At 61.6% G+C, this 13,531-nt stretch carries 12 protein-coding genes; 8 read left to right on the forward strand and 4 right to left on the reverse strand.

Going from position 1 to position 13,531, the window contains the following annotated elements; all coding sequences use genetic code 11:
- Together NW857_RS00415 and trpC are read right to left on the reverse strand one after the other, a co-directional pair.
- Positions 1 to 221: DUF5340 domain-containing protein (locus NW857_RS00415; RefSeq protein WP_414367682.1), on the reverse strand; the 221-nt coding region annotated here is incomplete at its 3' end.
- A gap of 40 nt (positions 222 to 261) precedes the next feature.
- Positions 262 to 1,161, reverse strand: coding sequence for an indole-3-glycerol phosphate synthase TrpC (gene trpC, locus NW857_RS00420; RefSeq protein ID WP_414337498.1), 900 nt, complete (start codon positions 1,159 to 1,161; stop codon positions 262 to 264).
- Positions 1,162 to 1,513: 352 nt separating this feature from the next.
- On the opposite strand from trpC, the gene hmpF reads away from it, so the two are divergent.
- The 4 genes from hmpF to fabD all read left to right on the forward strand — a co-directional run bounded on the left by hmpF (position 1,514) and on the right by fabD (position 6,435).
- Positions 1,514 to 3,247 carry a pilus motility taxis protein HmpF gene (gene hmpF / locus NW857_RS00425; protein ID WP_414335100.1) on the forward strand — a complete coding sequence of 578 codons (1,734 nt, stop codon included), beginning with the start codon at positions 1,514 to 1,516 and terminating at the stop codon, positions 3,245 to 3,247.
- Positions 3,248 to 3,456: 209 nt separating this feature from the next.
- On the forward strand, positions 3,457 to 4,548 hold the full coding sequence (plsX, locus tag NW857_RS00430; RefSeq protein WP_414335101.1) for a phosphate acyltransferase PlsX: 1,092 nt from the start codon (positions 3,457 to 3,459) through the stop codon (positions 4,546 to 4,548).
- 5 nt (positions 4,549 to 4,553) lie between these two features.
- A complete protein-coding gene (locus NW857_RS00435) occupies positions 4,554 to 5,561 on the forward strand; it encodes a beta-ketoacyl-ACP synthase III (protein ID WP_414337471.1) in 1,008 nt (335 codons plus the stop codon).
- A 4-nt stretch (positions 5,562 to 5,565) separates the two neighbouring features.
- Positions 5,566 to 6,435 (forward strand): ACP S-malonyltransferase, encoded by an 870-nt coding sequence (fabD, locus tag NW857_RS00440; RefSeq protein WP_414367684.1) that lies wholly within the window; start codon positions 5,566 to 5,568, stop codon positions 6,433 to 6,435.
- Here fabD and NW857_RS00445 read toward each other — a convergent pair.
- Positions 6,413 to 8,026: a glycoside hydrolase family 3 protein gene (locus tag NW857_RS00445; protein WP_414337466.1), complete on the reverse strand. Its 1,614-nt coding sequence runs from the start codon at positions 8,024 to 8,026 to the stop codon at positions 6,413 to 6,415. The genes fabD and NW857_RS00445 overlap by 23 nt on opposite strands.
- On the reverse strand, positions 8,023 to 10,968 hold the full coding sequence (gcvP, locus tag NW857_RS00450) for an aminomethyl-transferring glycine dehydrogenase (protein WP_414367686.1): 2,946 nt from the start codon (positions 10,966 to 10,968) through the stop codon (positions 8,023 to 8,025). Before gcvP ends, NW857_RS00445 begins: the two co-directional genes overlap by 4 nt.
- A 214-nt stretch (positions 10,969 to 11,182) precedes the next feature.
- On the opposite strand from gcvP, the gene psbU reads away from it, so the two are divergent.
- The 4 genes from psbU to csaB are packed head-to-tail and all read left to right on the forward strand — an operon-like array spanning position 11,183 to position 13,398.
- Complete coding sequence (gene psbU, locus NW857_RS00455; protein WP_414336235.1) at positions 11,183 to 11,545, forward strand: photosystem II complex extrinsic protein PsbU; 363 nt, start codon at positions 11,183 to 11,185, stop codon at positions 11,543 to 11,545.
- Between the two features lie 22 nt (positions 11,546 to 11,567).
- Positions 11,568 to 11,972 carry an Rpn family recombination-promoting nuclease/putative transposase gene (locus tag NW857_RS00460; RefSeq protein ID WP_414337460.1) on the forward strand — a complete coding sequence of 135 codons (405 nt, stop codon included), beginning with the start codon at positions 11,568 to 11,570 and terminating at the stop codon, positions 11,970 to 11,972.
- A complete protein-coding gene (locus NW857_RS00465; protein ID WP_414337457.1) occupies positions 11,957 to 12,259 on the forward strand; it encodes a DUF4351 domain-containing protein in 303 nt (100 codons plus the stop codon). The genes NW857_RS00460 and NW857_RS00465 overlap by 16 nt, the downstream gene beginning before the upstream one ends.
- A gap of 59 nt (positions 12,260 to 12,318) precedes the next feature.
- Positions 12,319 to 13,398 (forward strand): polysaccharide pyruvyl transferase CsaB, encoded by a 1,080-nt coding sequence (csaB, locus tag NW857_RS00470; protein WP_414367687.1) that lies wholly within the window; start codon positions 12,319 to 12,321, stop codon positions 13,396 to 13,398.
- Positions 13,399 to 13,531 lie beyond the last annotated feature (133 nt).

Here is a 13,531-nt window from a genome sequence, read left to right on the forward strand (position 1 = left end):
TCCTCTATGTTCCAGCGGTAATCCACCTGATAGCCCCGCTGTCGCCACTCCTCCTCCAGTTGCAACTGTTGGGTCAGGGCTTTGCGCAAAGAGTTGATCAGCTCTTGCGTGCGGGCTCGATTGCCGAAATCCTGTTCCTCCACAGTCGGAAACGTTTGCCGCTCCAGAACCCGCAGCAGAAATTCGTAGTGGACGTGAGCTGGCACAGGAATACGTTTCATCGATCTAGGCCATTCTTGGGATCCATTGACAATCCTGGGTTTACTGGGGTGACAACAGGGAGCGGACGGCTTGGCCGGGATCCGGCTGCGTTACCAGCGCTTCCCCCACCAGCACGGCGCGCACCCCCCAGCTCCGCAACTGCTGCAGATCGGCAGGAGAGTGAATGCCGGATTCGCTGACCACCGGCAGATCGCCCAGGCGATCCCGGTGGGCGGCCAAGAGATCCCGCGTCGTGTTCAAGTCCACCGCAAAGGTTTTGAGATCCCGATTGTTGATGCCGATCAACACCTGACCTTTGGCCTGGTGCAGTTGCGGCAAGCCCAAAACCCGCTGTAACTCTTGGCAAGTGTGCACCTCCAACAGAGCTGCCATGCCCAATTGCTGGATCAGCTTGAGAAAATAGCCCAAATCCGCATCCGAGAGAATGGCAGCAATCAACAGCACCGCATCCGCCCCCAGAGTACGCGCCCAGAGGATTTGGTAAGGGTAGAGGATGAACTCCTTGCACAGGATGGGGATCCCGACTGCCTGGCGGATCTGGCGCAGATACTCGCCGCTGCCCTGAAAAAACCGCTCATCCGTGAGCACCGACAGGCAACTGGCTCCCGCCGCCTCGTAGCTTTGGGCAATGGCCACCGGATCAAAGGGATCGCGGAGAACCCCACGGCTGGGGGAGGCTTTTTTTACCTCGGCAATCAGAGAAACCGGATGAGGAGATTGGGTGAGGGCCGCCACAAAATCCCGCACCGGCGGCGCTTGATCCAGTTGCTGCTGCAATTGCTTCAAGGGGAGCTGCTCCCGCTGGCGCTCCACCTCCTGCTCTTTGTGCCAGATGATCTCCTCTAAAATGTGGCGCGGTTTGGCTTCCGGCGCTGTTGTCTGGTACACCTGAGAGGCGACGACGACCGGCGGGGCAGGAGAACGCCGACGAACGGCCAGCGGCTCACCTTCTAGCTCCATACCACCCCTGAACAGAACTCTACACCTCACCCTAGACTACTCTAGTGCTCTGCGGTCGGTTTGAATAGCTACCCCGAATATCCCCAAACCGCCTCTGGCAAAGGTGTTTCTTTTACCCTATGGTTGAGTGTAGAGCTGAAGCGCTGCCCAGAGCGATGTGGAATCAAAATCAACAGTAAACGTAGTCGAGAAGCTTGACGCAGCCTCTTGCGCTCTGGGGAGTTTTGCTCCGGCAGTCGTTCCGTCCCTCTTTTTTGCCGATCGTGGGCAAAGGCTCGGCTGAGCAGAGTTGGGAAGATTGCTGTCCATGCTGTTTTGAAGGAGTTCAGGCGTGCTGTACCTAGCAGAGCTATCCAAGCCGATTGGGTTTGCTAAGTCATCTCTGCAATTGCTGGCCAAGCAGCAGCAGGACAACACCTGGGTGGCCGTGAACGAAGAATCCATTACCCTGGAAGGCCGCATTGCCCAAGAGGCCGGTCGCTTCAAGGATGGGGCCTTGGTACTGGCGGAAATCTCCGGCAACCGTCAGGTTGCCCGCATCAACGAAGCCGCCCGTCAACTGGTAACCTACCTGCAAAATTTCAGCCGTTTGCAGGACAAAGCCCGCAGCCAGGAAGAGGAGATCGAAGTTTGGAAACAGTCTCTCACTTTTCAGGCGCATGAGCTGACTCGCCGCGAGATGGAATTGGCAGCCCAAGAAGAGGAGGTGCGGCGGCTGTACGAGCAGTACAAGGGCGTGGAGGAAGAGCGCAAGCTCCTGGACAGCCTCAAAGAGGAACTGGCGACCCAGCAAGCCTACCTGGCCGAACAACAGCGCCTGATCGGGGAACAGCGAGAAGCCCTGAACCGGCAGCGGCAAGAGTTGCAAGCTCAGTTGCAAGAGGCCCGCTCCAGCCGTTTGGGGGAAGCAGAAGCAGCCCAGCTCCAGGCTTTGATGCGGCAGCTTCAGGAGAGCCTGCATCCGGCCGGGGATCCCTTGGCGCTTCTGCACAGCCTAAAAAGCCAGGTTCAGCAGCAGCAGGAGCACTTGAATCAAGAGATTGTCCAATTGGAGGCAGAACGTCAGCAGGCCCAAGCCCGGCAAGAGGAGCTGGATCGGGACCACCGCGCTTGGCAAGAACGCCGCACGGCTTGGTGGGGATCCCGACAATCCCTAGAACAAGGTCAAGCGGAATGGCAAGCCCGGCAGGGATCCCTGCGAGCCTATCAAGAGCACCTGCAGAGGATCCTCCAGCAGTTGCAATCCCAAGAGAGCTTGTTCCAAAAAGCCTATCGTCTGGTTCAGGAGTACGACTTCATCGTCGATGGCAGCAGCAATGGCGGGCCAGGTGCCTCAGGGTCGGCGATCTCGGTGGAGGAGCTGGCGGCCTTGGTGAGCCAACTGCGTCGCGATTATGAGCAGCGGGCAGCCCAGGTTAGCCAGCAGCGGGCGGAGCTGGAGCAAAACCGGCAGACCCTGCGGGAGCTGCAAGAGCGGCTGGCCACCGCCTCTCCCGAGGAGCGGTTCGATATTGAAATGGATATTGACTACGCCCAGTCTGCCTGCAGCGCCCTGGAAGAGGCCCTGGCGCCCCAGGAGAAAAACCTGCAGCGGGAATACGAAGAGCTGGCCCGCCAGGAAGCCCGTCTCAGGCAGCTTCAGAATCAGGCTGCCGCCCCGGTTCAAGTGGATATCGGGCCGATCCTGGAGCAGATCGGCAGCCAGAAGCAGGATCTTCTTCAGGAAAAAAACCGTCTGCAAACCCTCGTTCACCAACTGGAATCCTCCCTGGCCTCTCAACAGGAGCAACTGGCCCGCCAAGAGCAGGAATTGCAGCAGCAGTGGCAACAACTGGAGCAGGAGGAGAGATCCCTGCGGGCGCGCACCCAGGCGATGGCCGAAACCTGGGGCCGCCTCAACCACCTGCAGGCCACCCTCTACCCCGAGCGAGATCGCTGGGCGGAGTTGGCAGGAGAGTTGGCGCAGTTGGAGGCGGAGCTGGGCCAACACCAGGCGAGAAACTCCGCGGCCCACGCCCACGTCCAACAGGTCCACTCTCTTTTGGCTGCCCTCACTCAGGCTTGAGAGGGTGGGGAGAGCCGGCTCCAACGGATCCCTTCTGTTTCGGCGCAGGATCTGCAGTCTTAACGAAGAGAACAAATCTGGTAAAATTCGGTAGCATCCTGCAGCCATTGAGGCTCCCAGCTTTTGGGCAGGGGAACTGCAGAGCTTGTTGCGCTTTGCTCCGGTTCTTGCTTGCGGTTGCCAAGGACATTCCAATGTGAGGTCGGCTCGTGCGAATTGCGGTTGATGCGATGGGGGGTGACTATGCTCCCGAGGAGATCGTCAAGGGTGCCTTGCTGGCCCATCGACAGCTTCGGGTCGGGATCGCACTGGTGGGTTGCCCGGATTCCCTGAAGCCCTTTCTGCCCCAGCCCTTGCCCGCCGGGATCACCCTTGTGCCCGCTGAGGACAAGGTGGGCATGGCAGAAGAGCCCTTGATGGTGCGCAAGAAGCCCAAAGCCTCCATCAACGTCTCGATGCAACAGGTGCGGGCCAACCAGGCGGATGCGGTGGTGGCCGCCGGCAACACCGGGGCAGCGATGGCTGCAGCTTACCTCAATTTGGGCCGACTGGGGGGAATCGACCGTCCCGCCATCGGCGCTCTTTTGCCCACTTTGAAGGGCAAGCCGGTGCTGCTTTTGGATGTGGGCGCCAACGTAGACTGCCGGCCCCGCTTTTTGGAACAGTTTGCCCGCATGGGATCCCTTTACTGCCAGTGTGTGTTGGGGATCGAGAAGCCGCGGGTGGGCCTGCTCAACATCGGCGAGGAGCCCAACAAAGGCAACGACTTGGCCCTGGCTACTCACCAGCGCTTGAGCCAGTTGCCAGGGATCCACTTTGCCGGCAATGCCGAGGGGCGGGACGTGCTGACCGGGGAGTTTGACGTGGTGGTGTGCGACGGCTTTGTCGGCAATGCCCTGCTCAAGTTTGCCGAAAGCGTCGGCCAGGTGATCACCCAGGTGCTGCGGGAGGAGCTGCCCCGCGGTTGGCGCGGCAAGCTGGGCTGCTGGCTGCTGCGGCCCAACCTTAAGCAGGTGAAGCGGCGCATGGACTATGTGGAATACGGCGGCGCTCTGCTGCTGGGAGTGAACGGCATCTGCGTCATTACCCACGGCAGCTCCAAGGCGCCGATGGTCTACCATGCCATTCGTTTGGCCAAAGAAGCGGCGGAGCAAAAAATCCTGCAGCGACTGCAAGCGGAAATGGCCGATCCTCGCGAGTCTCATCTCAGTTCCGAGCGGCGCGCCCGGCCTTTTCAGTCTGCCTCTGACTGCAGCTCAGAGGTGCTGCCTCTGCGACCTTTGGATCGGGTGGAAGGATAGCGTCCATGCCCAGCAATGGCCTCCCAACGGTGCGGCTGGTGGGGGTGGGGGCTGCCCTGCCGGAGCCTTGCCTGAGCAACGAAGACCTCAGCCAGATTGTGGAAACTTCCGATGAGTGGATCTGGCCCCGCACTGGTATCCGTCAACGCCGTATTCTCCCTCCCCACTTGAGTTTGGTGGACTTGGCGGCTCAGGCGGCAAGGGCCGCTCTGGATCAAGCCGGGATCCCGCCCCGAGAATTGGATTTGATCCTGCTGGCCACTTCCACCGCCGTCGATCGCTTCGGCTCGGCTCCACAGGTACAGGCGGCGCTGGGGGCAACGGGGGCGGTGGCTTTTGATCTGACGGCAGCCTGCACAGGGTTTGTGTTTGCCGTGGCCACAGCAGCGCAGTTTTTGCAAACCGGTCTGTACCGGCGGGCGCTGGTGGTGGCGGCGGATGTCCTCTCCCGCACGGTGGATTGGGCGGATCGCACCACCTGTGTCCTGTTTGGGGATGGGGCGGGGGCGGTGGTGCTGGAAGCGGGGGAAGCGGGAGCTGGCGGCATCCTCGGCATTGAGCTGCGCAGCGATGGCAGCGGCAGCGAGCTGCTCAGCTTGTCCATGGCCACCGAGGCCAGGCCCCTGGTGGGATCCCTGCAGGTGGGTCAATACCGCTGCTGCCCCATTGCCATGAATGGCCGCGAGGTGTACAAATTTGCCGTCCAGGTGGTGCCGGAGATTATCGAGAAAGCTCTCTTTCGGGCCGGGATCCCGGCGGAGGCGGTGCAGGGGTACTTTATCCACCAGGCCAACCAGCGCATTCTCGATGCCGTGGCCAAGCGCTTGCAGTTGGATCCACAACGGGTGGCCAGCGTCCTGGAACAGTACGGCAACACCTCCGGCGCTTCGGTGCCGATTGCCTTGGCCACCTGGATCGACCAAGGACGGTTTAGCGCTGGCGATCTGGGGGTGATGGCGGGCTTTGGCGCCGGCCTCACCTGGGGAGCGATTGTCTTTCGTTGGGGGAAATGAATTGATGACCGTTGCCTGGATCTATCCCGGCCAGGGATCCCAAGCGGTGGGGATGGGAAAAGACTTACAAGATTGGCCAGGGGCGGCCCAGAAGTTGGCTTGGGCCCGCGAGATGCTGGGATGGGATCCCTTGGCGCTGTCGGAAGCGCAGATCCATCAAACTGTCTACACGCAGCCGGCTTTGTTTACGGTGTCGGCCCTGCTGACGGACTATCTCTATGCCCAGGGGCAGGCTCCCGCCTGCACAGCCGGCCACAGCTTGGGAGAATATAGCGCCCTCTACGCCGCTGGGGTATTTGATTTTGAGACTGGCCTGCGGCTGGTGGCGCTGCGGGGCCGATTGATGGAAGCCGCAGGGGATCCGCCGGGCAGCATGGCGGCGGTGATGGGGTTTGATCGCGACAAGCTGGAGCACCTGTGCCAGATGATCCCTGATGTCACCCTGGCCAACGACAACAGCCTGGATCAGGTGGTGATCAGCGGCTCGGTCGAGGGGGTGCAGGCTGTTTGTGAGCAGTTGCAGGCCAAGCGCACCGTTCCTCTCAAAGTCAGCGGCGCCTTTCACTCGCCCTTGATGCAGGCGGCGGCGGCAACCTTTGCCCACACCTTGCGTGCGGTTGACTTTCAGGCTCCGCGAGTGCCGGTCTACAGCAACTGCACCGCCACCCCCAGCCGGGATCCCGCGGTTCTCAAGCAGGCGCTGCTGTCCCAGATGACCGCCCCTGTCCGCTGGCGAGAGACAGTGCTGCAGATGGCTGCCGACGGCATCCAAGAGGTGTGGGAAATCGGCCCCGGCAATGTCCTGACGGGCTTGGTGAAGCGAACAGTGCCCACCCTGGCGCGGCGCAACATCAGCAGCCTCGACCGCTGCTAAGGGATTCCACCGGCAAGCGACCCCGGGCCGGGATCCGCCCCAGCAACACCTGGAGCAGCGCCTGCAGCGAGACAGGGGTAGAGCCATAGCAGGCCAAATAAACCGGGATCTGGGGCAGGGCAAAGGCATCGTAGGGGGATCCCAAAGCCAACCCGATCACCTTTTCGGGAGGAAGGGATCCCAGCAACTCCCTCTGAAGTGGGTAACGAAATAGATCAAGGGAGCCCACCAGCACTTGGTCAGCTCTTGGCGCCCTTTGCAGGGTTGTTTGCCAATCCTCAGGGGTAGGCTCTGGGCTGATCTTGAGAATTTGAGCAGCAGGCCGGGCGTTTTGGAGAAGATCCCCCAGAAGAGGCACAGGAGTGATGAGCAGCGGGTCGGGGGCCAAAGGGGGCAGGGATCCCCGCAGGAGCGTGATGCTGTCTTGAGCGATTTGGCGGGCCAGCGCTTGGTGCTCTTCCAGGTCGGCAGAGGGGAAAGGGGGGCAGGGGGATCCCAGTCCGTAGCGCCGCTTCAAGTTCAAAATCCGCTCCACCGACCGATCCAATTGTTCAACTGACAAACGCCCAGCGCGAAACTGTTGCAGCAGATGGGCGTAGGCTTCTTTTTGGATGGCCGGGCTAAAGCCGGGATCAGCCCCAAATAGGAGCACATCGGCCCCTGCCCGGAAGGCCAGTTCTGCCGCTTTGGGAATGCCATAGCTGCGGGCAACGGCCCCCATGGTCAGGGAATCCGTCAGAACAAGCCCCTTGAACCCCAGCTTCTGCCGCAACCAACCCGACACCACCTCAGGATCCAGCGTCGCCGGCCGCAAAGACTGCGTCCTGCTGTCGCGTTCGCGGAAGCGTCGCGTAGCGCTAGCGGATCCCAGGGCCGGCATCACCACATGCGCCGTCATCATCGCCTCTGTGCCTGCCCGGATCAAAGCCTGGAACGGGCGCAGCTCCGTGGCCTGTAGCGCCTCCAGAGGGCGATCCACCCGCGGCAACCCCAGGTGGGAATCGAGGTCGGTGTCCCCATGGCCGGGAAAATGTTTGGGCGTGCAGAGGATCCCGGCTTGCCGGTAGCCACGCCACAGGGCCAGGCCATAGTCCGCTACCTGTTTCGGATCCGACCCAAAGGCGCGGATGCCGATAATGGGGTTGTGGGGGTTGCTGTTCACATCCACAACGGGGGCGAAGTTGAGGTTAAACCCCAAACTTTTCAGCTCCGTTCCCACCGCACGGGCCATCGCTTCCGCCTTCGCCAGGGATCCCGCCGCTGCCACCGCCATGGCGCTGGGAAACACGGTTACCCCCTCGGTGAGGCGCGCCACCGGCCCCCCTTCTTGATCAATGCCTATCCACAAGGGGATACGGGCTTGTGCTTGAGCTGCGGCAATGAGTTGGGCTACCTGGGGCAACGTTTGAATGTTTCCGGCAATCGAATAGAAGATCAGACCGCCCACGTGGCAGTTCCGGATCATCTCCTCGAGGGCAGGGGAAAACTCGGCTCCCTCAAAATAAACCAGGAACAGTTGCCCAACTTTTTCCTCAAGGCTCCAAGCCCTGGGATCCACTTCGGCGGCAGGAAAAGAGATCGGGCGTGTCAAAGCAGATATCCTTCGACGTCACTGTTAAAGGATCGGGTTTCCAGCCAGGGCTGACAACTGCACACCAGGTGGCGATCTCCGTAGGCGTTGTCGATGCGGCTGACGCTGGGCCAGAACTTACGGTCTTTGACCCACGGGAGGGGATAGGCGGCCAGGGAGCGAGGGTAGGGGCGATCCCAGTGATCGGTGACCACTACCTCGGCGGTGTGGGGGGCAAGTTTAAGGGGGTTGCGCACGGGATCCATCTCGCCCCGCTCAATGGCAGCAATCTCCTGGCGAATGGCAATCATTGCCTCGCAGAAGCGATCCAGCTCTTCTAGGGATTCGCTCTCAGTGGGTTCCACCATCATTGTCCCCGGCACCGGCCAGGAGATGGTGGGGGCGTGGAAGCCGTAGTCCATCAGCCGCTTGGCTACATCCTCGACCTCAATGCCGGCGCTTTTCTTGAGGGGGCGCAGATCCAGGATGCACTCGTGGGCCACCCATCCCCCCGGCCCTTTGTAGAGCACCGGGTAGTAGGGATCCAGCCGCCTGGCGATGTAATTGGCGTTGAGGAGGGCCACTTGGGTGGCCAGGGTGAGGCCGGCGGATCCCATGAGGCGGATGTAGGCCCAGGAGATGGGCAGGATGCTGGCGCTGCCCCAGGGGGCAGCACTGACCGGGCCGTTGCAACCAGGCAAAAACGGGTGGCCGGGCAAATGCGGCAGGAGATGACGGGCAACGGCAATGGGCCCCACCCCCGGCCCGCCCCCGCCGTGGGGGATGCAGAAGGTCTTGTGCAGGTTGAGATGGCAGACATCGGCTCCCAGCTCCGCAGGACGGCAGAGGCCCACCTGGGCGTTGAGGTTGGCCCCATCCATGTACACCTGCCCCCCGGCCTCGTGGATTATCTGGCAAATCTCGCGGATCCCTTCCTCAAACACCCCATGGGTGGAGGGGTAAGTAATCATCAGGGCGGCCAGCCGTTCCCGGTGCTGCTCCACCTTGGCCCGCAGGTCTTCGAGGTCGATGTTGCCGGCCCTGTCGCAGGCCACGCTCACCACCTGCATCCCGGCCATGACAGCGCTGGCGGGGTTGGTGCCATGGGCGGAGGTGGGGATCAGGCACACCTGGCGCTGGCTTTCCCCGCGGGCCTGGTGGTAGCGACGAATGGCCAGCAAGCCGGCATATTCCCCCTGGGATCCGGCGTTGGGCTGGAGGGAGACGCCGGCAAAGCCCGTGATCTCTGCCAGCATTCGCTCCAACTGGGCAAAGAGGGTTTGATAGCCGCGAGCTTGTTCCAGAGGCGCAAAAGGATGGAGCTGGGCAAACTCCGGCCAGGTTATGGGCAGCATCTCGGCTGTGGCGTTTAGCTTCATGGTGCAGGAGCCCAAGGGGATCATGGAGTGGACAAGGGAGAGATCCCGGCTCTGCAGGCGGTGGATATAGCGCAGCAGCTCCGTTTCCGAGTGGTAGCGGTTAAACACCGGATGGGTGAGGTAGGGGGTGGTGCGCAAGAGCTGAGGCGGCAGGCTTTGGTGGGGATCCGAACTCAGGCCTTCGGGATCCCAGGCTGGCTCCTTGGAGCCGGCGAAGATTTCCCAGAGATCGCGCAGATCTTGAGAGGTTGTGGCCTCGTCCACGCTGATCCCCAGGGTAGTCTCGTCGATCCGCCGCAGGTTGATGCGCCGCTGGGCGGCCCGCTCTTGGATCTGGCCGACCTGTTCGGGGGACTCTGCCTTCACCCAAAAGGTATCGAAGAAATACTCTGGCCCCACCCTGTAGCCCAGATCCCGGATCCCGGCGGCCAGGTGATGGGCCTGGCGATGGATGCGTTCGGCAATTTGCCGCAGGCCGCGCGGGCCGTGATAGACGGCATACATGGAGGCCACCACCGCTAAGAGCACCTGGGCGGTGCAGATGTTGCTGGTGGCCTTGTCGCGGCGGATGTGCTGCTCCCGCGTTTGTAGGGCTAGGCGCAGGGCCGGCCTGCCCTGGGCATCTTGGGAGATCCCCACCAGCCGCCCCGGCAGCAGCCGTTTGTGGGCCTCGCGGGTGGCAAAGTAGGCAGCGTGGGGGCCGCCGTAGCCCAGGGGCACCCCAAAGCGCTGGGTGGATCCCACCACAATGTCTGCCCCCCACTCCCCTGGCGGTTGCAAGAGAGTCAGGCTGAGCAAGTCAGCAGCTACGGCCACCACCATCCCTCTTTGGTGAGCCTGCTCCACCAGCTTGCGGTAATCCCGGATCTCTCCATAGGTGTTGGGATACTGCAAGAGCACGCCAAAGCCGTTCCCAAGCTCAAACTGGGAAGGATCTGCCACGCGCACCTGGATCCCCAAGGGTTCTGCCCGCGTCTGCACGACGGCAATGGTCTGGGGATGGCAGCCGCGATCCACCCAGAAGACCTGGGATCCCTTGCCTGCCAGGGCGTAGGCCAGGCTCATAGCCTCAGCGGCAGCAGTGGCTTCGTCCAGCAGGGAGGCATTGGCGATCTCCATGCCTGTTAGATCGATCACCATCGTCTGGAAATTGAGCAGGGCCTCTAGCCGCCCCTGGGCGATCTCCGCCTGGTAGGGGGTGTACTGGGTGTACCAGCCGGGGTTCTCCAGAATGTTGCGCTGGATCACCGGCGGCGTCAGGCAGTTGGAATAGCCCATGCCCAAAAAGGAGCGCCACACCTGGTTCTGGGCCGCCATTGCCCTCAGTTCTGCCAACACTTGCTGCTCACTGCTGGGGGATCCCAGGTGCAGGGGTCGGCTGCTGCGAATCGCCGCCGGCACCGCCTTATCCACTAATTCCCGTAGAGAGCTCAGCCCCAAGGCCTGCAACATCTGACGGATTTGCTGGGCGTCTGGCCCGATGTGCCGCCAGACGAAGAGTTCTCTCTGCTCTAGCAGCTCCAGCTCGGGATCGACGGTAGAGAGAGAGGGGCTGAGGGGATGGAGGATGGTGGAGTCGGACATGGGGCAAAACAAAAGCGATGAGCAGTTGGTCAGCCGCCAAAAGGCTATTCCCCGATCATAGTTGTTAAAAATTGTTTCTGACGGGATCCAAATCTGAATCTGGGTCTCGATTCGGGGTAGCGGGGATGAGACACTGAATGGTCGGAGAATGTTAGCGACCTATCCCCTGAGCGTTGTCATGACTGCTTTCAACCTTGTCTGCAAAGGTGGTGCTATGCGTCGGCTGTTGTCTGCTTTGGTGTCTATCCTGTTGATGCTCTGTCTGTGCTTGGCCCCCTTGGGGATCCCGGCCGTGGCGGCAGAGCTTCCGCCGGTGAAACATCTTGACACTCCCATCGATGTGAACAACACCATCCTGCGCAACTACCGCCAGTTGCCCGGCTTCTATCCCACCCTGGCCCGTATTCTGGTGAAAAATGCTCCCTACAACAGCCTGGAGGACATGTTGCAGATCCCAGAATTGACGGAGCAGCAGAAGGCCTTGATCAAGGCGAACGCGGAGAACTTCGTGTTTGGGGAGTACCAAGAGGGGGCCAACCAACTGGAAAACCGCATCAACCAAGGCTACTACGGCTGATCCCGGCCAGCCAAGGGATCCCATGGCCTACGACAACGTCTGCAAGTACCTGGTAGAGTGGTTTCCCGACTCCTTTGCCCGCTGGCTACTGGGATCCCCGGTTCCCTTGGCCCAAATCCAGCCAACAGAGCTCTCCAGCGAGCCCATCAGAGCCGATTCCCTCATCCTCTTGAGGGCCCAAAACTTGATCCTGCACCTCGAATTCCAGACCGATCCGGATCCCGAGATCCCCTTTCGCATGGCAGACTACTGCCTGCGCCTGTATCGCCGCTATCCTGCCCAGGAGGTGCGGCAGGTTGTCGTCTACCTGAGAAAAACCCAGTCGGAACGGGTGTACCAAACTTCTTTCCAACGGGGATCCCTATCCCATGGACACCAGAGGAAATTAGCAGGGTGCTGGGAGGTTTGTCTGTGCGGGAATCGGTGATCTACCAGATGTGGCGGGCAGAAGCCCTCCAGGAAGGGCGAGAGGAAGGCCTGAAACAAGGCCTACAACAGGGTCTACAGCAGGGTCTGCAACAGGGTCTGCAGCAGGAGGCAGCTCGGCTGACTTTAAATCAACTGCGGCGCAAACTGGGGCCCTTGCCCGAACACCTATCTGAGACCCTTTGTCACCTGCCCACTGAGCAACTGGAAGCGCTGGCGGAGGCATTGCTCGACTTTCAAACCCTGGCCGATTTAACCCAATGGCTCAGGAGAACCTTATCAAACTAGTCTTGTTAAACTTGCCATCTAGCGATCCCAGGCCAGCTTCTTTCAGCCAAGTGGGCTCGATGAAGCAGCCCCAGGTTTTGATATGTGGCTACCACGGCTACGGTAATGCCGGCGACGAGGCCCTGTTGCTGGCTCTGCTGCAGCAGCTCCGGCAGTTGCCCAACCCCGTACAGCCGGTGGTGCTTTCTCCCCGCCCTGCGGAAACGGCTGCCACCTATGGGGTGATGGCCTGCCCGCGCTTCGATGGATGGGCTTTGCGGCGCTATCTGAGGCAGTCTCAAGCTTTTATCTGGGGTGGGGGCAGCCTGCTGCAGGATCGCACCAGTTGGCGCAGCCCGCTCTACTATCTGGGGTTGATGCTCTGGGCCCAGCGGCGGGGGCTGAAAACCTTGGCTTGGGCCCAGGGGATCGGCCCCTTGCAGCGGGGCTGGATCCGCGAGCTGGCCCGCCGGTCTCTAGCAGGTTGTACGGCCATCAGTGTGCGCGACGCCGTTGCCTCCCAATGGCTGCGAGACTGGGGGATCCCCCACCAGGTGGCCCCGGATCCGGTTTGGGGCCTGCCCGCCGAAACCCTGCCGGAGTGGGAAAGATGGCCTCAGCCCCGCATTGCCGTGGTCTTGCGGCAGCATCCCCAGCTCACTCCAGCGCGACTTGAGACTTTGGCGGAAGGCTTGAGGCGCCTCCAGGTCTCGACGGGGGCCTATCTCCTTTTGCTGCCCTTCCAACTGGCTCCTCCCAGATCCCCCGACCTGGGGCCAGACTACCGCCTAGCGCAACAGCTGCAACAGCGCCTGCCCGGCCCCAGCCAGGTGTTGGAGATTCGGGATCCCCATCTTTTAAAGGGGGTCTTTCGGGGGGTGAAATTGGCAATCGTTATGCGCTACCACGGCTTGGTGATGGCGGCGGCTGAGGGTTGCGCCTGCTTTGGCCTCAGCTACGATCCCAAGGTAAAAACGCTACTCGGGGAATTGGGCATGCCCGGCTGGGATCTCGAGGCGATCCCAGAGGATCCCGAAGCTTTGCACCGGGCTTGGCTGGCCTGCTATGCCGACGGGCCGGCCCTCAGCCCTGACCAAGTGGCCGTTTGGGTGGAGCGATCGGCCCAGCACGCCCAGTTGCTGAGGCAGCACTTGCCTTAAGGGAGAGGGGGGATCCCAAGCTCCTACCCCCTTGACCGAGGCAATGGCGGCGCAAACCACGCTCTCTAGAGCTGGGGAGAGCATCAACTGAGAGTCTTCCCCGCTGCCAGTGTGGATTCGGGCAGCCGTTCTT

Origin of the sequence: Synechococcus sp. H55.9, from assembly GCF_047462355.1 — a bacterium.
Lineage (GTDB): Bacteria > Cyanobacteriota > Cyanobacteriia > Thermostichales > Thermostichaceae > Thermostichus.

What these genes read in the sequence shown, in the direction of transcription:
- psbU (WP_414336235.1), top strand. Translation starts at nt 11,183, where the DNA reads ATGCGTCGGCTGTTGTCTGCTTTGGTGTCTATCCTGTTGATGCTCTGT.
- csaB (WP_414367687.1), top strand. Translation starts at nt 12,319, where the DNA reads ATGAAGCAGCCCCAGGTTTTGATATGTGGCTACCACGGCTACGGTAAT.
- NW857_RS00460 (WP_414337460.1), top strand. Translation starts at nt 11,568, where the DNA reads ATGGCCTACGACAACGTCTGCAAGTACCTGGTAGAGTGGTTTCCCGAC.
- NW857_RS00435 (WP_414337471.1), top strand. Translation starts at nt 4,554, where the DNA reads ATGCCCAGCAATGGCCTCCCAACGGTGCGGCTGGTGGGGGTGGGGGCT.
- fabD (WP_414367684.1), top strand. Translation starts at nt 5,566, where the DNA reads ATGACCGTTGCCTGGATCTATCCCGGCCAGGGATCCCAAGCGGTGGGG.
- gcvP (WP_414367686.1), bottom strand. Translation starts at nt 10,968, where the DNA reads ATGTCCGACTCCACCATCCTCCATCCCCTCAGCCCCTCTCTCTCTACC.